This is a genomic window from Flavobacterium sp. (genome assembly GCF_031411595.1).
In the GTDB taxonomy this organism is placed as follows: Bacteria; Bacteroidota; Bacteroidia; order Flavobacteriales; family Flavobacteriaceae; genus Flavobacterium.
The window spans coordinates 1-21500 of record NZ_JANOBI010000059.1; the positions used below are offsets into that span (position 1 = coordinate 1).

At 37.7% G+C, this 21500-nt stretch carries 21 protein-coding genes; 11 read left to right on the plus strand and 10 right to left on the minus strand.

Annotation, left to right across the window (positions count from 1 at the left end):
* Positions 1–549, minus strand: a 549-nt coding sequence (locus tag RMO03_RS13990) for a M20/M25/M40 family metallo-hydrolase (protein WP_309642727.1), incomplete at its 3' end; no start/stop codon positions are given.
* Positions 550–568: 19 nt separating this feature from the next.
* Positions 569–916: a hypothetical protein gene (locus tag RMO03_RS13995; protein ID WP_309642728.1), complete on the minus strand. Its 348-nt coding sequence runs from the start codon at positions 914–916 to the stop codon at positions 569–571.
* Positions 917–1193: 277 nt separating this feature from the next.
* Between RMO03_RS13995 and RMO03_RS14000 the strand changes: the two genes are divergently transcribed.
* Both RMO03_RS14000 and RMO03_RS14005 read left to right on the plus strand, forming a co-directional pair.
* Positions 1194–1520 carry a single-stranded DNA-binding protein gene (locus RMO03_RS14000; RefSeq protein ID WP_309642729.1) on the plus strand — a complete coding sequence of 109 codons (327 nt, stop codon included), beginning with the start codon at positions 1194–1196 and terminating at the stop codon, positions 1518–1520.
* Positions 1521–1533: 13 nt separating this feature from the next.
* Positions 1534–1959: an HRDC domain-containing protein gene (locus tag RMO03_RS14005; protein WP_309642730.1), complete on the plus strand. Its 426-nt coding sequence runs from the start codon at positions 1534–1536 to the stop codon at positions 1957–1959.
* A gap of 57 nt (positions 1960–2016) precedes the next feature.
* Here RMO03_RS14005 and RMO03_RS14010 read toward each other — a convergent pair whose 3' ends face one another.
* The 3 genes from RMO03_RS14010 to metG all read right to left on the minus strand — a co-directional run bounded on the left by RMO03_RS14010 (position 2017) and on the right by metG (position 6274).
* A complete protein-coding gene (locus tag RMO03_RS14010; protein ID WP_309642731.1) occupies positions 2017–2700 on the minus strand; it encodes an HAD family hydrolase in 684 nt (227 codons plus the stop codon).
* Positions 2701–2736: 36 nt separating this feature from the next.
* Positions 2737–4122, minus strand: a complete 1386-nt coding sequence (locus RMO03_RS14015; protein WP_309642732.1) for a hypothetical protein — start codon at positions 4120–4122, stop codon at positions 2737–2739.
* A gap of 91 nt (positions 4123–4213) precedes the next feature.
* Positions 4214–6274 carry a methionine--tRNA ligase gene (gene metG, locus RMO03_RS14020; protein WP_309642733.1) on the minus strand — a complete coding sequence of 687 codons (2061 nt, stop codon included), beginning with the start codon at positions 6272–6274 and terminating at the stop codon, positions 4214–4216.
* Between the two features lie 285 nt (positions 6275–6559).
* Between metG and RMO03_RS14025 the strand changes: the two genes are divergently transcribed.
* The 4 genes from RMO03_RS14025 (at position 6560) to RMO03_RS14040 (ending at position 10954) form a co-directional block, all read left to right on the plus strand.
* Positions 6560–7534: an LD-carboxypeptidase gene (locus tag RMO03_RS14025; RefSeq protein WP_309642734.1), complete on the plus strand. Its 975-nt coding sequence runs from the start codon at positions 6560–6562 to the stop codon at positions 7532–7534.
* 40 nt (positions 7535–7574) lie between these two features.
* Entirely contained in the window at positions 7575–7934 is a 360-nt protein-coding gene (locus RMO03_RS14030) for a YraN family protein (RefSeq protein WP_309642735.1), read from the plus strand.
* Between the two features lie 70 nt (positions 7935–8004).
* Complete coding sequence (locus RMO03_RS14035) at positions 8005–10194, plus strand: M12 family metallo-peptidase (RefSeq protein ID WP_309642736.1); 2190 nt, start codon at positions 8005–8007, stop codon at positions 10192–10194.
* A 76-nt stretch (positions 10195–10270) separates the two neighbouring features.
* Positions 10271–10954, plus strand: coding sequence for an alpha/beta hydrolase (locus tag RMO03_RS14040; protein WP_309642737.1), 684 nt, complete (start codon positions 10271–10273; stop codon positions 10952–10954).
* Here RMO03_RS14040 and RMO03_RS14045 read toward each other — a convergent pair whose 3' ends face one another.
* The 3 genes from RMO03_RS14045 to RMO03_RS14055 form a co-directional block, all read right to left on the minus strand.
* Positions 10955–11548 (minus strand): 2OG-Fe(II) oxygenase, encoded by a 594-nt coding sequence (locus tag RMO03_RS14045; RefSeq protein WP_309642738.1) that lies wholly within the window; start codon positions 11546–11548, stop codon positions 10955–10957.
* Between the two features lie 120 nt (positions 11549–11668).
* Positions 11669–12208, minus strand: coding sequence for a porin family protein (locus RMO03_RS14050; RefSeq protein ID WP_309642739.1), 540 nt, complete (start codon positions 12206–12208; stop codon positions 11669–11671).
* 79 nt (positions 12209–12287) lie between these two features.
* Positions 12288–13862, minus strand: coding sequence for a L,D-transpeptidase family protein (locus tag RMO03_RS14055; protein WP_309642740.1), 1575 nt, complete (start codon positions 13860–13862; stop codon positions 12288–12290).
* A gap of 140 nt (positions 13863–14002) precedes the next feature.
* On the opposite strand from RMO03_RS14055, the gene RMO03_RS14060 reads away from it, so the two are divergent.
* The 3 genes from RMO03_RS14060 (at position 14003) to RMO03_RS14070 (ending at position 15926) form a co-directional block, all read left to right on the plus strand.
* A complete protein-coding gene (locus RMO03_RS14060) occupies positions 14003–14515 on the plus strand; it encodes a nuclear transport factor 2 family protein (protein ID WP_309642741.1) in 513 nt (170 codons plus the stop codon).
* 367 nt (positions 14516–14882) lie between these two features.
* Positions 14883–15311: a hypothetical protein gene (locus tag RMO03_RS14065; RefSeq protein WP_309642742.1), complete on the plus strand. Its 429-nt coding sequence runs from the start codon at positions 14883–14885 to the stop codon at positions 15309–15311.
* Positions 15312–15329: 18 nt separating this feature from the next.
* Positions 15330–15926 carry a hypothetical protein gene (locus RMO03_RS14070; protein WP_309642743.1) on the plus strand — a complete coding sequence of 199 codons (597 nt, stop codon included), beginning with the start codon at positions 15330–15332 and terminating at the stop codon, positions 15924–15926.
* A 71-nt stretch (positions 15927–15997) separates the two neighbouring features.
* Here RMO03_RS14070 and RMO03_RS14075 read toward each other — a convergent pair whose 3' ends face one another.
* Positions 15998–16942: an L-threonine 3-dehydrogenase gene (locus RMO03_RS14075; protein ID WP_309642744.1), complete on the minus strand. Its 945-nt coding sequence runs from the start codon at positions 16940–16942 to the stop codon at positions 15998–16000.
* Between the two features lie 211 nt (positions 16943–17153).
* Here RMO03_RS14075 and RMO03_RS14080 point away from each other — a divergent pair, with 211 nt between their 5' ends.
* Positions 17154–17723 (plus strand): hypothetical protein, encoded by a 570-nt coding sequence (locus RMO03_RS14080; RefSeq protein ID WP_309642745.1) that lies wholly within the window; start codon positions 17154–17156, stop codon positions 17721–17723.
* Between the two features lie 27 nt (positions 17724–17750).
* Positions 17751–21110 (plus strand): transcription-repair coupling factor, encoded by a 3360-nt coding sequence (gene mfd, locus RMO03_RS14085; RefSeq protein ID WP_309642746.1) that lies wholly within the window; start codon positions 17751–17753, stop codon positions 21108–21110.
* A 55-nt stretch (positions 21111–21165) separates the two neighbouring features.
* Here mfd and RMO03_RS14090 read toward each other — a convergent pair.
* The coding region (locus RMO03_RS14090) for a hypothetical protein (protein WP_309642747.1) at positions 21166–21500 on the minus strand (335 nt) is incomplete at its 5' end.

Consider the following 21500-nt stretch of genomic DNA (forward strand, 5'->3'; position numbering starts at 1 on the left):
CCATTGGTGTTGCGTTACAAAAAGCGCCGCGCCATTCAAACCCAACTCCTCTGCATCGGAAAATAAAATAATAATGTCATTTTTATGGGTAGCCTTATGATGCAAAAAAGCGCGTATACCTTCTAAAATTGTAGCTACTCCGGAAGCGTCGTCGCTTGCTCCAAAAGAAAAAGAATGCGGCGCGCTGTCATAATGGGATAATAATAAAAGTGCTTTAGAAGAGTTTGTTCCGTCAATTCGGGCAATAATGTTTTTTGATTTAACGAGATTTCCCCATTCGGTTAGTGTTGTGCCTTCTTGAATTTGAGGATTCAACCCTAGTTTTTTTAATTCTTGTATTAAGTAATCGGCTACCACTTGATGATTTTGCGAACCGATATAATGTGGTTTTTGAGCAACATTTCGAATGTGTTCTAAGGCTTTGGGTGTAGAAAACTCAGACAAATCTGTCGAATCAGAAACCCTTTGCGGCATCGTCATGTAGTAGATGAAACCAAGCATTCCGACTAGAAACAGCGTCGCTAAAAGTGATGCGTTGTTTTTTTTCATTCGGTTAAGTTTGTGGGGATTATTGTTGTTTTTTGACCAGCATAAATGAATCGTTATCTAAATGTAAATAGCCTTGATTGTACACAAAATAATAGGTATTACCGGTTTTGGTTTGAAGTAAATTTGTGAAAAATTCAAATTCAAAACCTTTACTCAGTAATTTTCCTCGACTGGTTTTACGCTTTCCTTTGGGGTTGAGCTCGGAAAGAACGCGATAATTTTTACGCAATTTGTTGTTGACGTTGCGCATAAAATTATTACTATCCTTATTCATTTTATTATTGTAGCTGTTTCTACAACCATCACTACAAAATTTTTTGTCTTCACGACCGACGATTTTTTCATCGCATTCTAAACAGGTTTTCATGGCTTTGATATTGATTATTGGTGTATGGATTCGAAAGGTATTGTTGTAATCTGTCCTTAAAAATGTCTCTGAAACGGTAAATAAATTCCGTCGATAAAACTTTTAAAACCAATCAAATATAATAATTAATTTGCATTTACAAACGGTTGCAAATAGTTACATTCGAAATTAAACGTTTAACTACCGACTATCTTTCGGAAATCCTCACAACTTTGCAAAGTCAGAATCAAACCTGTTCACAAGTATTATTTTAATCACATTTAATTTTTTAAACGCCATGAGTACATTACGAAACCAAGTACAATTAATCGGACATGTAGGTCAAGAACCTGAAATCAAAACTTTTGAAGGAGAAAAAAAACTAGCCAGTTTATCTCTCGCTACGAACGATGTCTACAAAAATGACAAAGGAGAAAAAGTAGAAGAAACCCAATGGCATCGCATTAGCGCTTGGGGAAAAACTGCCGAACTCATAGAAAAATATGTTACTAAAGGGAAAGAAATTGCTGTGCAAGGAAAACTCACACATCGCAGCTATGACGATAAAAACGGTGATAAAAAATATGTTACCGAAGTAATCGTTTCGGAATTGGTACTATTGTAAAAACCGCAATAGGATGAGTATTAAAGTCTGCAACATTCGACTAGACAAAGAACATTTACAACCAGATCAAAATAGTATGAATGCCTTTCTGGATAGTGTAAATGTAAAATTGACGTCATCTAATTTTGTTACCACTGGAACGACGGATTATTGGTCGGTATTAATTTTTTATGAATCAAAAAAAGAAACGCAAACGCCTATTATTGAAAATCAATTAACAGGAGTCGAGAAAGAATTATACGAAGTCTTAAAAACATGGAGAAACAATAAAGCCACGGAATTAAACTTGAAACATTTTATGATTAGCCATAATTCTGAATTGATGAACATAGCCATTAAGAAACCTAAAACCATATCCGCATTAAAAAAGATAAAAGGCTTTGGAGAAGTTAAAACTGCCAAATTCGGTCAAGAAATTCTGAGTGTCTTAAACTCGTAAATTACAAAAAGAATCTTTTCAACAAGCGACAAAATTGAAGTTTTGTCGCTTCGATTCTTATAAAAGTTTCAAAACATCTGTGATTTTTTCTAGTGTTTTAAAATTAGGATGCTCCACTTTATGACTGATCTTTTCATGCTCCCATGTCGTGTGAAATGGAATGTGAACCGCGTGACCACCAATGGCTAAAACCGGTAAGACATCCGATTTTAAAGAGTTCCCAATCATGAAAAATTCTTTAGGTTCTATTTCCAAACGTTTCAATAATTTTTGATAATTGATTTCCTGTTTGTCAGCCATGACTTCAATATGATGAAAATATGGGCCTAATCCTGAACGGTGCAATTTGCTTTGTTGGTCTTTCAAATCGCCTTTGGTTGCAACCACAAGTTTGTATTTTCCTTGAAGCGCCTTCAAAGTGTCTTCAACACCATCCAATAATTCAATTGGTTTTTGAAGCAGTTCTTTCCCGAGTTCAATAATCTTTTCTATAATTTCAATCGAAATCGTATTGTTCGAAATGTGCATGGCCGCTTCAATCATCGAAAGAATATAACCTTTAATGCCATAACCATACAAATCTAAATTGGCGATTTCGGTTTTAAACAACTCCTGAGACAACCCTTGATGCGATAAATAATCACTCATCAAAGCACAGAATTTTTGTTCCGTTTCTTGGAAATAAGGCTCATTGACAAACAAAGTGTCATCGGCATCGAAGGCTATTACTTTTAGATTCATAGTTTATTTGGTAAATGACCGTATGGGTTCAGCTTATTAATCGTTAAATTTATAAAACGAATAGGTTTTATTTTTAATGTCGTATCCGCCATAATATAAATTCGAATTCAATTTTAAAATAGTTGCACTGGTAAGTTCTTCATTTTTTTCTGCAAAACCTCGCAATACATCAAATGCAGTTTTTTGGGCATCTCCGTCTAGATGATTAAAATCTTTATCAAATAAACAATTAGCATACACTACATTTCTATTTTTATAGGAATTTAAATTGTCTAAATAATAGTTAGATGTTAGAGCAGCACCTATGAGTGCTCCAGTAAACCCGCCAATCATGCCTCCAATCATAATCCCATCATTTTGCTGAACCAAAGATACGCCGCCAACCACCATGCATAGTCTGCCATTAGATTGGTATATTGACAATGATGGATTTAAATCGCTCATTTTTTTGGCAAACTGGCTCGAATTCTCTACGGTTTTTAGGCTTTTTACACTGCCGTTTTCTTGATAAATTGCTGAATTTTTGAAATTTATATAATCGACCGCGCTAATTTTGAATGATTTCAGTTCATCCCCATTCAGATTTTTAGCAGAAATTTTTATAACATTATCTACCGCTTTTATTTGAACAATAGCATCTTTCAACATAAATGAACTAGTGTTTTCTGCCAAGTAATAAGTATCTAAATTGTCGTCAGGATTCGGAACTCTTCCTTCAAAAAAAGGTTGAGAATACACTTTTTGATTTACTGAAAAATCCAATAAATTGACGGTAAATGTTTGCGTGAAGTTTTTATTGATATCCATAGAAAAAACAACACTGTTTCCAAAAACATACAATTTGCGTTTATTGGCGCTTAAAGCCAAGGAAGGCGGGGTGTCTGAAGCAATGGTCTGAAACGAAAAAGGGCCTTCAAACGAGGTGCTCCCAGAAACCAAATCCCACAAAGGTGCCGGTTTACTTTTAGAATCAAGAAATCTTTTGTTCGATAAATCGATACTTTTTTTCTCTAATATCCCATTTTTAAACATATAAAAATTCAAAACACTGGTATTCTTAACAATCGAAACAACATAAAAAACATTGTCAATTGTAATCCTCGTTATCACTTTCTCCTTTTCAAATTCTAAATGAAATGATTTTTCAGAGACTTTTTTGGCGTTAAAATCAAAGCATTGTCCTAGTATTTCTTTATTGTTTGAACCTGCCCAATAAGCGTAATAATTATTTTCAGACAAACTATAACCAACTATATTATCGGACGCAGATGACGGACGGTCGGAAGCTATAGAATCAACAATCGTAAAATGCTCATCGAAACGCAGGCAACGAGTCGTTTTCTTGTTGCAAAAGAACAAAGACAATTGTTTTTTTTCTTCTTCAACAATCTGAAAAACATCAGCCTTTTTCGATATGTTCAAATTTACATTTTTAACGAGTTCTTGCGAAAACATTGAAAAGGAAGCAAAATAGAAAATAACAAATATTATTTTTTTCACTTTGATGTTGTTTTTAATTAATAGTTTCCCCATTCCCAACCTCAGCATCCGGATTCACAAAAACCAATTTCCCTTCCGCATTATTAGTCATCAAAATCATGCCTTGGCTTTCTACACCACGCAAATTTCTCGGTGCTAAATTAACCAACACTGTTACTTTTTTTCCTATGATTTCTTCAGGAGCAAAACTCTCGGCAATGCCGGAAACAATCGTTCGAACATCAATGCCAGTATCGACTTTCAATACCAAAAGTTTATTCGCTTTCGGCATTTTTTCAGCTTCGAGAATCGTCCCTACACGCAAGTCCATTTTGGCAAAATCTTCAAATTGCACCAAGTCTTTTTGTGGCGTTATCGTTTTGTTTTCGGCTTCATTAGCCGTTTTTGTAGCTTCCAATTTATCGATTTGTTTTTGTATTTGTTCGTCTTCTATTTGAGAAAATAAAATTTCAGCGGGTCCAATTTGGTGTCCAACAGAAATCAAATCCGAGCTTTCAGAAATGTCATTCCAGCTTTTCCCATGTTGCTTTTGATTCAAAATCACATCCAATTTTCCCGCAGTAAAAGGCAAGAAAGGCTCACACAAAACCCGCAATGCCGAAGCAATCTGAAGCGCTACATACATTTGTGTTTGCACACGGGCCGGATCGGTTTTAAACATTTTCCACGGTTCTTCATCGGCCAAATATTTATTCCCCAAACGCGCGACATTCATCATTTCGCCCAATGCTTCTCTAAAACGATAACGCTCAATAGAACTTGAAATCACCGCTGGATACGCATTCAATTCATTAAAAACTTGCAAATCAACTTCCGAAAATTCATTCGGTTGTGGTACAATTCCATCATAATACTTATGCGTCAAAACCACGACGCGATTGATGAAATTTCCAAAAATCGCCGCTAATTCATTGTTGTTTCTCGCTTGAAAATCCTTCCATGTAAAATCATTATCCTTGGTCTCAGGCGCATTCGCCGTCAATGCATAACGCAACACATCTTGCTGCTGCGGAAAATCTTCGAGATATTCGTGCAGCCAAACCGCCCAATTTTTAGACGTCGATAATTTATTGCCTTCCAAATTCAAAAACTCATTTGCAGGCACATTTTCGGGAAGAATATAACTGCCTTCTGCTTTGAGCATCGCAGGGAAAATCACACAGTGAAAAACGATATTATCCTTTCCAATAAAATGCACCAATTTAGTATCCTCGCTTTTCCAATACGGTTCCCAATCTTTTCCTTCTCGTGCGGCCCATTCTTTCGTTGAAGATATATAACCAATTGGAGCATCAAACCACACATACAACTTTTTCCCTTCGGCTCCAGCAACCGGCACATCAATACCCCAATCCAAATCACGGGTTACGGCACGTGGTTCTAAACCGCCGTCAATCCAGGATTTTACTTGTCCATAAACATTCGGTTTCCAGTCGTTTTTATGGCCAACCAAAATCCATTCGCTCAAGAAATCTGAATATTGATCCAAAGGCAAAAACCAATGTTTGGTCGATTTCAAAACCGGCGTTTCTCCCGTTATTGTCGATTTAGGATTGATCAAATCCGTAGCGTTCAAAGTCGATCCGCAACGTTCGCACTGATCGCCATACGCTTCTTCATTTCCGCATTTCGGGCAAGTTCCCGTCACAAAACGATCGGCTAAAAACTGCTCGGCTTTCGCATCATACAATTGCTCGGTTACTTCTTCAACAAATTTGCCGTCTTCATACAATTTCTTAAAAAATGCAGAAGCCGTTTCATGATGAATCTTCGAAGAAGTACGCGAATAATTATCAAACGAAATCCCAAAATCCAAAAATGATTTTCGGATAATCCCGTCATATTTATCAATCACTTCCTGCGGCGTAATGCCTTCCTTTTTGGCTTTCATCGAAATCGCCACGCCGTGTTCATCACTTCCGCAAACAAACGCCACGTCTTTTCCTTGAAGTCGTAAGTAACGCGAATAAATGTCCGAAGGCACATAAACGCCCGCCAAATGTCCAATATGAATGGGTCCGTTCGTATAAGGCAATGCCGCCGTTATGGTATATCGTTTTGGATTTTGTAACATATAAAGATTTTGTTTTTCTCGCAAAGACGCAGAGATGCAAAGAAATTACATATGAAAACTTTGCGGCTTCACGACTTTGCGAGAAATTTTCGTTGCAAAAATAAGCAATACATTCGAGAGTTTTATGCTTTTTATTAGGAGCCGATTCCCGCTATCCACTAAATCTTTTGCGCCGAACACCGGCACAAAAGGATACCGTTCCTATCGGGGCTAGGGCATTCAAAAACTTGGTAGCTTCGCGTCTTTGTGGCAAACATTATTTATATTTGTTTCAACATTATCAACATGAAAAAGCCAACATTTCTTTTCCGCATCGTACTCTTTGGACTTTTCCTATTTCAAACCTCACAAGCACAACGCAAAATGATTACACCCGAATTTTTACAAAAAGGCGACACCATCGGCATCCTTGCTACGGCCAGAAAAGTCGACATCACATCACTACAACCCGCCATCAAATTACTCGAAAGTTGGGGCTTGCATGTTGTCATCGGCAAAACCATTGGAAAAGAAGAAAACCAACTTGCGGGTCCGGATTGGCTTCGTGCTACTGATTTTCAGGAGATGATCGACAATCCGACCATCAAAGCGATTTGGGCAGCTAAAGGCGGATACGGAACCGTTCGCATCATCGACAGAATCGACTTCACTCATTTCAAAAAGAAACCAAAATGGGTTGCCGGTTTTAGCGACGTTACGGTTTTACACAGCCACATCAACAGTATGAATATTGAAACCATTCATTCTTTCATGGCCATGAATGCCGGAACAGCGCAGCCACTAGTCATCGAATCTTTACGCAAAGCCTTGTTTGGAGAAAAACTCGAATACCGTATTCCAAGCCATCCATTCAACAAAAAAGGAACGGCTAAAGGCGAATTGGTTGGCGGCAATTTATCGGTATTGTATAGCATCATGGGTTCCAAATCCGAAGTCGATTATAAAGACAAAATCTTGTTCATAGAAGATTTAGATGAATACTTATACCACATCGACAGAATGATGATGAATCTCAAACGTAACGGCTATTTTGACGGAGTAAAAGCGGTGATTGTAGGCGGCATGAGCAGCATGAATGACAACGAAATTCCATGGGGAAAAGATGCGCTCGAAATTATTCAAGATGTTTTGAAAGACTATAAATTTCCCATCATTTACAATTTCCCCGCAGGTCATATCAAAGACAACCGCGCCTTGATATTAGGGAAAACGGTAAGTATCGATGTTAACGATAAAGAAGCCATCGTCAAATTCGAATAAATCTTAGAGTCCTAAAATCTTACAATCTTATAATACAAAAATGGCTGAGCATAACGAACTAGGTAAACTCGGAGAACAACTTGCTGTGGAATTCCTGCAAAAAAACCATTACGAAATTCTCGAAACCAACTGGACGTTTCAAAAAGCCGAAATCGACATCATCGTACAAAAGGAAAATGTGCTTGCCATTGTGGAAGTAAAAACGAGATCATCTACCGATTTCGGATTGCCGCAAGATTTCGTGAAACCTAAAAAAATCCAATTGCTCGTCAAAGCCGTAAATGAATACGTCATTAGCAATGACCTCGATGTTACGGTGCGTTTCGACATTATTGCCATTCACAAAGCAGGTAACGAGTTCATTATAGAGCATTTAGAGGATGCTTTTCATCATTTTTAATTCGACTGGTTTAACAATTCAAGTCGATTTAATAACTATATTTGGAAAAAATTGCAAAATTAAAATCACCATGAAAAAAATTATTACCGTTGTCATACTGTTGTTGAGTTTCAGTGTTTTTGCACAAAGAACAGTAGCTAAAAAAGTGAATGATTTGTTGTCGCAAAATGTAACTTTCAAAAAGTATAGCGTTTTGACGGCAACCGATGGAATTCAGAATAATGATACCCGAAAAGCCGTTTCTCAAGCGACTTATGGTAAAATCAATCTTCAAGCCATTACCGCTTTAATGTCGAACAAAGAAGAGTATATTGAAGTTGAAATTCCTTACCTAGGCAACAACATCACAACGCAATTGTATAAGGTTAATTTGTTTGCTGAAGGATTTCATATCGATACTGATAAATCCAAATCGATTGCCTATGACAAAGGATTGTATTATCGGGGCATCGTAAAAGATGATGTGAATTCTGTAGTTTCTTTTAATTTTTTTAAAGGCGAATTCAACGCTATGCTTTCGAGCAAGTCATTGAACAATCTTGTCGTTGCCAAACTTGACAAAGTAAATAATACATCAGATTATATTGTGTATTCAGATAGTGATTTAAAAGCCAAAAACAATTTCACTTGCGGCACAAAATCAACTCCGGAAACTAGAGCCGATAATTCTAGAAACACTGCTGCGCCATCGAGTGCAAGGTGTGTGACAATGTATTTTGAAATTGACAACGATTTATACCAAGCCAACGACAGCAATACGACAACGACGACGAATTGGATGACTTCTGTTTTCAATAATGTACAAACGCTATACAATAATGACGGCATTACGGTTTCATTGAAATCATTATACATCTGGACAACAGAAGATCCTTATTCAATCGCTTTTGATGGAAGTGCATCTTCTGCTGATTACTTATATAAATTTAATGACCTTCGACCTGTTTTTGATGGCGATGTAGGACAACTTTTAGGAATTGACGAAGGTGGTTTAGGTGGTGTAGCGGTCGGCATCAACGGGATTTGTTCGCAAGATAATTTCAGTTACTCTGATGTCAATTTTAGCTACAGTACCGTCCCAACATTTTCATGGACGATTATGGTAATAACACACGAATTCGGGCATTTGTTAGGTTCGCCACACACGCATGGTTGTCATTGGAATGGTGATGAAACAGCTATTGATGGTTGCGGTCAATCGGCCGGATATTTTGAAGGTACTTGTGATGAAGGCCCGATTCCGGATTCATCTGTAAAAGGAACCATTATGAGTTATTGCCATTTGGTGAGTGGTGTAGGCATTAATTTAGCCAATGGTTTCGGACCTCAACCGGCAGCTAGAATTTTGGCTAAGGTCAACGGAGGCACTTGTTTGAGTTCAGATTGTATTAATACCTGCATCAATACTGTAGCGAATATAACTGTATCAACAACGACGAATACTTCAGCTACCATTACCTGGGCAGACTTAGGTGGTGCCACTGCTTGGCAAATCGCGGTTACTCCTTTTTCAAGTTCAACCGACACATGGGTAGCGGTAACCACAAACTCATACACCGCCAACGGATTATCTCCTGACACTTACTATATTGTAAGAGTACGTCCTAATTGTAATTTCGGTTTGGTTGCACCTAACGAACAAACGATTTTAGTAACCAGTACTAGTTATTGTAATGGTGTGCAAATTACAGATACCGGAGGAGTTTCTGGCGATTATACCGATTCTGAAACTTATATTAGAACCATCATACCGAACTTACCAAACAAAAAAATAAGGTTGACTTTCTCTGCTTTTGATTTAGAATTGGATTACGATTATTTGTATGTGTATGACGGAAATTCGACCAGTGCGCCGGATTTAAGCAGTGGTGGTTTTACCGGAAATGCAATTCCCGGCCCATTTGTTTCCACTGCTAATGACGGATCGTTGACCGTTAAATTTTATTCCGATGGCGGCGTTACTACGGCTGGTTATGTAGCCGATGTAGCTTGTGAAGCTTCCTTAGGAAATGCTGCTTTTGAATCGAATATTGATTTTACATATTCTCCAAATCCAACCAACGGCAATGTGACGATTACTTCGAAAACCATTTTGTCAGAAGTGTTGATCTATAATATAGAAGGACGCCTTTTATATCAAAAGAAAACCAATGCGTTTGATGCTAAAGTAGATATGACACCTTTCGCCAACGGAACGTATTTCTTTAAATTGAAATTCAATAACAAAGAAGCGAATTTTAAAATTTTGAAAATGAATTAATATTGTTTTGATTCCATAAAAGACCACTCCTAATCCGAGTGGTTTTTTTATATTCGTGAATCCTAAAACAGGCATCATGCAAAAATTATTATTGCTTCACGGAGCATTGGGAAGTCAAGATCATTTCAATACTTTAAAGATTGAATTGTCGCAAAATTTTGAAGTGTACAGTTTTAATTTTAAAGGACACGGCGGTTCTGAAATACCTAATGACGGTTTTTCGATTTCCAAATTTGCTGATGAAGTGCTGGCTTTTATGGAGCAGCATCACATTCAAAACACCAATATATTCGGCTACAGCATGGGCGGCTATGTTGGTTTGTATTTGGCAAAGCACTTTCCCGAAAAAGTAGCAAAATTATTCACTTTAGCCACCAAGTGGGATTGGACTTTAGAAAACGCCACGCATGAATCGAAAATGCTTAATCCATCGACAATTAAAGAAAAAGTGCCGAAATACGCCGATTCATTAGCCGCACTTCATGGCGACAATTGGGAAATGTTGGTGCAAAAAACAGCGGCCATGATGTTAGATTTAGGAATGAATCCTACATTTAAAAACACTGATTTTATTGAAATCACAACACCAACTTTAGTAGCAGTTGGCGATAAAGATATCATGGTCAGCATTGAAGAAACTGCAGCGGCATATCGATTATTGCCGAACGCGCAATTGTTGGTGATGCCCAATACATCACATCCTATAGATCGAGTTAATGCAGCGTTATTGATATATCAAATACAACATTGTTTTTTGTAGTTAATCTCGTTTGAGCCAACCGGCAATGCTCATTCTTCTTACATTAGTAACCAACACTTCATGCTCTAATTCGTTGCTTTTGAAAAATACTGTTTTACCTTGTGTGGGTGCAATGCTTTGATCTTTTTTGATTAGATGAGCAAGCAATTCGCCGCCATCTGTCACCTTCCAATCGGCATTTAAATAACTAACCATCGAATAAGTTCTGCTGATATTATCTTGAAATTGATCCAGATGTTTTACATAAAAAGCACCTGATTCATAAAGCGAATAATGAAATTCATAACCCGTAATTCCGGCATAACAACTGCGGTTGAGGTAAGCAATAAAAGCTTCCATTTGCTCCAGAAATTCGGTTTCGTATATATTGTTGTGGCTTTTGTCGAGCCAATAAATGGCGTCTCTACGCACATCCGTATTGTGTGCTAACTTTTGATCATTGCCTGTTCCGGCAGCTACCAACTTTTTATCATGAACCAATTGAAGCATGTTGTCTTGTAAATGTTGCGCCAATACATCCGTAATAAAATGATCAGAAATACCTATGGTATTCTCAAGATAAGAAGCAATCAAAGCTTCAAAAGCAATTTCCATAAGAATCGGAATTGCCTGATTTGACTGACAATGAAGCAAGGTAGTGTAAATAAAAAAACTATCTCCGAGATTGACTTGGAAATAGTTTTTATTATAAGTTATATTATTATGTTGAAAGTCCTAAAACTTAAATGCAGCACCCAATTGAATCACCTGATTCTTAGCATCAGAATCTTTATAAATTTCTGAAACGCCCATGGCATAGCGAGCATTTAATGAAAGACCCATCGGAAAATTGAAGCCAAGTCCACCAACAATTGCCGTATCTAGCGTTTTGAGGTCGTCACCCGTATTGCCTGGAAAATTGTCGCTAATTTTGAAGCCAACCTGCGGTCCTGCTTCTAAGCTAAAAGTTTTCACTATATAAACCTTAGCAAGAACTGGTATGTTAATATAACTAATGGAATAATTTGTGTCTTCAGATTTGAAACCTTGCATCGAATATTGTAATTCAGGTTGTAAAAATAACAACTCGGGCACCAAGGTAATTTCTTTGAAAACACCCGCATAAAATCCGGTCAATGGTTTTGTGTCTCCGAAACCATCTCCGGTTACTGTAGCAATATTCAATCCGGCGCGAACACCAAATTTCTGAGCTTGTGCAGAAGGAGTTAGAGCCACCATACAACATGCGAATAAAACGATTTTAAGTACTTTCATAAGGTAAATTTTAAGGTTTATATTTAATATTCTTTGTTAATGCTTCAAATGTAATTATAAATTGGATTTCAAAAAATGTTTATTCTTTAAAAATTAACTCGCCCAAACGACCATCTCTTTTGTATACATCTTCATAAAAATGGATGAGATTTTCATCATCAACCCAAGCCGTGAAGTAACCAATATAAACCGGGATTTTGTGCCGCAATGTATACCAAGATTCTTCCCCAGAATGCATCGCTTCATCCACTTTTTCAGGTGTCCAATTTTTATCATCTTCTAATATTGCTTTGGCCAACTCGGCTGGTTTTGCGACACGAATGCAACCATGACTAAACGCACGACTAGAGCGGTCGAACAAACTTTTGGCAGGCGAATCATGCAGATAAATATTGTTCGAATTCGGAAATAAAAACTTCACCAATCCCAATGAGTTTTTAGGCCCTGGTTTTTGTCTGATTTGCCCTTTATTCCACTCCATATCGTGTTGCTCGAGGTAGTTTTTGTTCTTTTCTATCTCGGGTTTGATTTCTTTTTCGATAATGCTTTTGGGCACGTTCCAATACGGACTGAACACTATAAACTTCATCATGCCGCTAAAAACGACTGTTTGATGCATCACTTTTCCAACCACAACGTTCGATCGTAAAGCGGGTTTTCCGTCTTTGAAATAAGTTAATTTATACGACGGAATATTAATCACTATATATTCTTTTGCTTTTGTAATATCGGTTGGAATCCAGCGGCAACGCTCCATATTAATCATGATGGTTTTAATTCTGCTGTCTAAACTAACGTTCATCTCGGTAATCATCTTCCCTGAAATTCTTGAAGTCGGCGTCAAACCCATACTGGTTTTATAAAGTATAACTTGCTCCGCCATCGATTTGTCATAAACATTACTCTTCGAATCGGTTTTTAAATTCCCTAAGGCAAACAGACGAGTTCTGATTTTGGATACCATTTCTGTAGAATCCCCAACTACAATCGGATCCATATTTGGGTCGTAAGCAATGCTGTCCCAAACGGTTTTTTTCTCGGCTTCTCGATAAAGTTTTAAGATCGATTTCAAACGATAATACTGCCCCAAAACTTCTTTTTCATCATTCATTAATGATGGTTTGGCAATCAAAGAATCTAAATAATTTACGTAAGATTGTTTCTTTCGAGGCAAATACCAACCCAATTCTGCGGTGGTTTTAGCGTCCAAACCATGGAAAACTTTATCCGCATAAAAAAAATACAAAGCAGAAATAAGGCATTCTTTACCGGCATTCGCCTTTGATGCTGCATCATTTTGAAAAACAACTTCTAAACTTTTCTTGTATGGAATCTTAGTTTTGACACCTTCGTCTTCAATGGTGCTGAGTTTACTGTAAAGCAAATCCGCCAATTCCGTAACCCCTTTGTCATCATACCAGATGTAATGCCATTGGTGTTTTCGATACAATGCTCTGACTTGTGGTTCGTATGTTTTTAGTTTGGGATACTTTTCGAAAAAAGAAGTAACAGCAATACTGTCGAAAGTGGTTTTACCTGTCTCAGTCGAAGCTTCAAGATTTTCGTTTGTTGGCTGAGCTTCTTTCTTTTTACAGGAAATGAAAAAAATTGAAAATCCAAAAAGCATTATTGTAAATCGCACACTATTTTTCATAAACTGCCGTTTCTTTAAGCGATATAAAAATACACAAACAAGCAACATGAAGTTATCAGAATTTTGAAAAATTTTTCTATAATTTAAGTACTTTTACTTCGAAGCTTTCCCATTCATTTCAACTTTTAATTTTTATTATTATGAAAAAAATAATGCTACTCGTTTTAAGCTTATTGCTGTTTTCCTCATTCATGTCCAACAACATTAATGAAAACGAAGAGCGGCAAAAAATCAATACTGTACTCGATGATTGGCACAAATCGGCAGCCGAAGCCAATGCCAAAAATTACTTTGGCGCTCTAACTGACGATGCCATTTTCATAGGAACTGATGCCACAGAAAACTGGAATAAAAAAGAATTTGAAGCCTTTGCCAAACCCTTTTTCGACAAAGGAAAAGCTTGGGATTTCAAACCGATAGAGCGCCATGTTTATATAAGTAAAGATCAAAAGACAGCTTGGTTTGATGAATTATTAGACACTTGGATGAAAGTCTGCCGCGGTTCGGGCGTGATGGTGAAAGTCGGAAATGACTGGAAAATTCAACATTATGTTTTATCGATGACCGTTCCGAATGACAATACTAATGAAGTCATCAAAATCAAATCTTCGATTGAAGACACCTTCATTCAAAAACTAAAAAAAGATAAGTAAACCGATACTTTTAGTTGCCCATTGGCCTAGATTAATAACATACAGATATGCAAATGCCGCTAATGATAGCGGCATTTTTTTATCCCTTTTTTGTGTTTTACTGATTGCGCTGCTTCATCATGTATTGACATATTAGTTTTTGAAAATGCCCCGTAAACTCTGTAATTTTTCACCAAAATCTTGTAAGAATTGAGAAGTAACATCAGATATCTTTACAAAAAACAACCAAATTTTGAAACCCTCCCGCTTGTTTGACTTAAGTGTATCTTCAAAAAAAATTGATTTTATTCTGTTAATATAAAACCAAATTTGATTTTATGCCGTACATGCCCTTAACACAAAAAGTTTAACCAATAAATCAACACAAATGGAAATCAACAAAAAAGTAAGAATAGCAGTCGTCAGTGTCTTAGGCACGGTGCTGTTGCTGTTTGTTGTTTTAGTCGCTCATATTGCTACGGCTAAACCAATAGACAATGCCACCATTCAAATAAGTCGCATCGATTTCGACAAACCTTTTGATTCGATCGGCGCAGTTGAAATCAAGAAAAACATGGTATCAATTCCCGGTGTTAAAAGCGATGTGCTCGTTAAACGAAATGTCGTCGTATACTTTCACGACAACAGAGTAGCCGATTCTAAAAAGGTATTCGACCAATTGATGGCGAAAGGCAACTATAAAGCCCAACGTTTTTTGGTTCCTAAAAACTTGGCTTCAAAATCAGTTTGTCCTGTGATGAACCACGATGGCGTTTATTATAAATTCTCTAAAACCGTACAACAAATTTTTAATTAATCTATAAATATTACTATTATGACAAATTTTTCAAAATTCGCATTTTTCGCTCTATTGATTGGAGCGGGTGCATTTACATCTTGTAGCAAAGATGATGACAACACAGTTGCAGCAAAACCATCAATCTACGAGCGATTAGGCGGAACCGCATTGGTTGATGATCCAGATAGCACTGATCCTGCTGTAAAAATCGAAGCCGGCCGTTTGAGTTACCGTAAAGTTGTAAACACTACTATTCAGCTTATCGTTGCAGACATTACCGCGGGTGCTCCGGGAAATTTAAACGCTCATTTTGCTCCTTTATTAGCTGAAACAGGCACAACCCAATCAACTAATATTGCTGAATTATCAGACAATCTTACTGATTTCTTCTCTTTCAATACAGGCGGGACCAATGCTGTGAATACCTATTCAGGTTTGAGTATGGCGGCGGCACACAATCCGGCTACTAATAACAGAATGGGAGTGAAAGCAACCGCAGCAGATTATACGAAATTTGAAGGTTATGTCGGCGCGGCTGCCAATCAAAATGGCGTGGCTTCTAATACAGAATTGTATACTGATATCGTTGCGGTTTTAGAATCTTTAAGATCAACAATTGTTCAAGCACCATAACAAAAACTTCAGAAAAATTTAGGTTAGGTTTTAAGCCGTCTTATCTTATGAAAAAGGATGAGGCGGTTTTTTTATTGTTTGCTCAGATGCAGTAGCATGTCTTGCGTCATCGAAGTTAAATCGAATTTGTGTTTCCAACCCCAATCTTTTCGTGCGCTGCTATCATCAATGCTTGCCGGCCAACTGTCGGCTATTTGTTGACGAAAATCAGGTTTGTAAGTAATTTCGAAATCAGGGATGCTTTTTTTAATTTCAGCAGCAATTTCTGTAGGCGTAAAACTCATCGCTGCTAAATTATAAGAAGATCGAATTTTAATTTGATCCGCATCTGCTTTCATAATATCAATCGTTGCTTGTATTGCATCATCCATATACATCATTGGCATTTTGGTTTCAGACGAAAGAAAACACTCATACGTTCCTTGACTCAATGCTTTGTAATAAATATCAACCGCATAATCCGTTGTGCCACCACCCGGAGGTGAACTCCAACTGATCAGCCCCGGATATCGAATACTGCGAACATCAACCCCAAAAATATGATGGTAATACTCGCACCATCTTTCACCGGCTTGTTTGCTGATACCGTATACCGTTGACGGCTCCATGATGGTATACTGTGGTGTATTTTCTTTTGGCGTTGTAGGTCCAAAAACCGCAATGCTCGAGGGCCAGAAAATCTTTTTAATCTTTTTGGCTTTCGCTAAATTCAACACATGAAACAACGAATTCATATTCAAATCCCAAGCGAATGCCGGGTTTTTTTCTGCCGTAGCCGACAACAATGCCGCCATTAAATAGACATCGGTAATTTGGTGTACTTCAACCAAATGCTCAATCTGATTGAAGTCTAGGGCGTTTACTACTTCAAATGGCCCGGAATTAACAACATCGGTATTCATTTTTCGGATGTCAGATGCGATTACGTTTTCAGTACCGTAGATGGTTCTTAACTTGTGGGTTAACTCGGTTCCGATTTGTCCGCAGGCGCCGATGATAAGGATTTTTGTATTCATTGTTGTGGCTGTTTGAGAGCATAAAGATACGAATTTGAAAGAACTAAGAAAGGTAAAGTATGGCCACAAAGATGCAAAGGCGCAAAGAATAATAAACTTCAATTATTTAGTGTCTTGGCTTTTTTGTGGCAAAATCTAATTTGATGTTAAACCACAATCTGCTTTCTACTTTCATTATACCTTTGTAACTTTACCGCTCAATATTCATACTATGAACTACAAATGCTTTTCCGCTTTTTTTATTATTTTACTAGTGTTTTCCTGTCAAAAAAATGATGAGAAACAATTAGCAGAACAGCAAAAAGATGCCAAAGCTAAAGAACTTATCTTTTCTAAAATCAGTAATGGGTGGCGTTTTTCAACACCAACGTTGAATCCGATTACGCAAACCATGATACAAAATTGGAAGGAATTGCGAGAGTTCAACGTCGAATTAAATCAAACACCAAAAAGTTCGATTGGAGCTTTTCAAAAAAAGGCAAAAGATCTTTCTGTCAAAGCGCTTGCATTAAACAACAATATTCCGGCTTCATTCAATAAACCGCAAATAAAAAGTAGAATTGCTGCTTTGATTACGAAAATCAATTCGATTAATTTATTCATCAACCTCGACGCCATTCCGGAACAAAAAGTAATCGCGTTGGTCACTGAAGTGGATGTCGAACTGTTATCGCTTTACCAACAAATGGACGAAATTGTTCGAAAAAACCAAATTCCAAAAGAAGAAGGTGAATCGGATATGATTCGCATGTTAGATACTACTCGCGCCATTCACAACTAATACAATCCTAAACATTTTACCAAAACCTTGAGTAAAAACAATCTCATTCAACTGTATGATTCGTCGGCTAAAGTCAAACAAATTGGCGATAGCTTAAAACAACACGGTCAAAAAATTCACCTTAACGGACTGATTGGTTCTTCGTTTTCTTTTATTGTACAGTCGCTTTTCAAAAATGCCGAGCATCCTTTTCTGATTATTTTAAACGACAAAGAAGAAGCCGCGTATTATCTCAACGATTTAGAGCGTATGATTGGCGAAGAAGATGTGTTGTTTTATCCGGGTTCGTACCGTCGTCCGTATCAAATTGAAGATACTGACAATGCCAATGTATTGTTGCGGGCGGAAGTATTAAACCGCATCAATTCGCGTAAAAAGCCTGCTGTTATTGTAACGTATCCCGAAGCGCTTTTCGAAAAAGTAGTCACCAAAAAAGAACTCGATAAAAACACTTTGAAAGTGTCGGTTGGCGATCAAATCTCGATTGAATTTATCAATGAAGTGTTGTTTGAATACGAATTCAAGCGCGTTGATTTTATTACCGAACCCGGCGAGTTTTCTGTTCGTGGCGGTATCATCGATGTGTTTTCTTTTTCGAATGACAATCCGTATCGCATTGAGTTTTTTGGCAATGAAGTCGATAGCATTCGAAGCTTCGATGTAGAAACACAACTCTCGATTGAAAAGCAAAAAAAGATAGCCATCATTCCGAATGTCGAGAATAAATTCTTTCAGGAAAATCGCGAAAGTTTCCTTGAATACATGCATCAAAATACGATTGTATTCATTCAAAATACCGAATTGCTTACCTCGAAATTAGAAAAGCTGTTCGACAAAGCCGAAGATATTTTCAAGAACTTGAACGCAACGATTCAACATGTTGCTCCAGAAAAAATATTCCTGCATCAAAAAGAATTTCTCAAGAAAGCTTTAGATTTTACGGTGGTTGAATTGAGTTCAAAACCCACTTTCAAAATTGCCAAAGCTTTCGATTTCCACATACAGCCACAACCGTCGTTCAACAAACAATTCGATTTGTTGCTCAACAATCTCAATGACAACCATTTCAACGGTTATAAAAATTATCTTTTCTGCTCAAGTACCGCGCAAGAAAAACGTTTTCACGACATTTTCGAATCGCTCGATGAAGCCAATCACGAAAGCATTCGCAAGCAATATCACACCGTTGTTTTTCCGTTGTATCAAGGTTTTATCGATGAAGAAAATCAAGTGGCTTGTTATACCGACCATCAGATTTTTGAACGTTATCACAAGTTCAACATCAAGAACGGTTATTCAAAAAAACAAACCATTACACTCAAAGAACTCAACACTTTGGCGGTTGGCGATTATGTGACGCACATCGATCATGGCATTGGAAAATTTGGTGGTTTGCAGAAAATTCAAGTGGAAGGCAAAACCCAAGAAGCGATTAAACTCGTTTATGCCGACAACGATATTGTGTATGTGAGCATTCATTCGTTGCACAAAATTTCGAAATACAACGGCAAAGATGGCGCGCCGCCGAAAATCTACAAATTGGGTTCCGGTGCGTGGAAAGCTTTGAAGCAAAAAACCAAAGCGCGTGTCAAACACATTGCGTTCAATTTGATTCAGTTGTATGCGAAACGCCGTCTCGAAAAAGGATTCCGTTTTGCACCTGACAGTTATCTTCAAGCGGAACTCGAAAGTTCTTTTATCTATGAAGACACGCCCGATCAAACCAAATCGACGCAAGAAGTCAAAGCCGACATGGAAAGCGATCGCCCAATGGATCGTCTCGTTTGTGGCGATGTTGGTTTCGGAAAAACAGAAGTTGCTATTCGTGCCGCTTTTAAAGCCGTAGACAACAGCAAACAAGTTGCGATTTTGGTGCCAACGACCATTTTGGCGTACCAACATTACCGAACTTTTACGGAACGTTTGAAAGATATGCCAGTCACGATTGGTTATCTCAACCGTTTTAGAACCGCCAAGCAAAAAACTGAAACACTCAAAGATTTGGCCGATGGCAAACTTGATATTGTGATTGGAACGCACCAATTGGTCAATAAAAATGTAGTCTTCAAAGATTTGGGATTATTGATTGTGGATGAAGAACAGAAATTCGGTGTGAATGTCAAAGACAAACTCAAAACGATTGCTGCGAATGTGGATACATTGACATTAACGGCAACGCCCATTCCGAGAACCTTACAATTTTCGTTGATGGCAGCACGCGATTTATCGGTGATCACCACACCGCCGCCGAACCGTTATCCGATAGAAAGCAATGTCGTTGCGTTTAGCGAAGAATTGATTCGCGATGCGATTTCGTATGAAATTCAACGCAATGGTCAAGTGTTTTTCATTAATAATCGTATTGAAAACATTAAGGAAGTTGCCGGAATGATTCAACGATTGGTGCCAGATGCGCGCGTCGGAATCGGCCACGGACAAATGGAAGGCAGCAAACTCGAAGAACTCATGCTCGCTTTTATGAATGGCGAATTCGACGTTTTGGTTTCGACCACGATTATTGAAAGCGGACTAGATGTGCCGAATGCCAATACCATTTTCATCAACAATGCAAACAATTTTGGACTGTCGGATTTGCACCAAATGCGCGGTCGAGTTGGGCGAAGCAATAAGAAAGCATTTTGCTATTTTATTTGCCCGCCGTATTCGATGATGACCGATGATGCTCGCAAACGAATTCAAGCTTTGGAGCAATACAGTGAACTCGGAAGCGGTTTCAACATTGCGATGAAGGATTTGGAGATTCGTGGTGCCGGTGATTTATTGGGTGGCGAGCAAAGTGGTTTTATCAATGAGATTGGTTTTGAAACTTACCAAAAAATCATGAACGAAGCCATTGAGGAATTGAAGGAAAACGAGTTTAAAGATTTATACGAATCGGAAGATCAGCCCGAAAAAGAATACGTGAAGGATTTGCAGATTGATACTGATTTTGAATTGTTGTTTCCTGATGAATACATCAACAACATTTCGGAGCGTTTGAATTTGTATAACGAATTGAGTTTAATAAAAAATGAAGACGAACTGCAAGCCTACGAAACCAAACTCATTGACCGTTTCGGGCCGTTGCCAAAACCTGCCATTTCGTTATTGAACAGCATTAAAATCAAATGGATTGCTTCTAAAGTTGGGATTGAAAAACTTGTGATGAAGCAAGGCAAAATGATTGGTTATTTTGTGTCGGATCAGCAGAGTTATTATTATGCTTCGGCACAATTTCATAAAGTGTTGCAGTTTGTACAGAAGCAATCGCAGTTGTGTGTGATGAAAGAAAAACAAACCCCGAACGGATTGCGACTGTTATTGACTTTCGATCATGTGAAATCAATCCGGAAAGCTTTGGAATTGATGGAGCTGATGAATCGATAATTTGGTGCCGTGGCATTACATGATAACTGGCACTCAACTATTGTATTCCCATACTTTAATAAGCTCCTCCGAGAGTAATATTACCATCTTCATTTAATACGATAACCGGTGTAACATTTGCTCCAGTAACATCGCAGGAGTAAAGTGTTCTGAATTGTGTTGCTGAATCAACACCGATAAAAAATACTTTTTGACCATCGGGCGAGATCCGCAAATTCAAATCTTCGATGTTGAAACCAAGGTAAACACCTGCCGGCAGTGTAATATTGACAAGCGCTTCGCCGGTTCCATCGTAATTGCAAGTGAATATCGAATTATTGATCGATACACCGGCTACTCGTTTATAATAAATCAGTTTTCCTACCGGTGTAGACGATGGCGATAAATTTT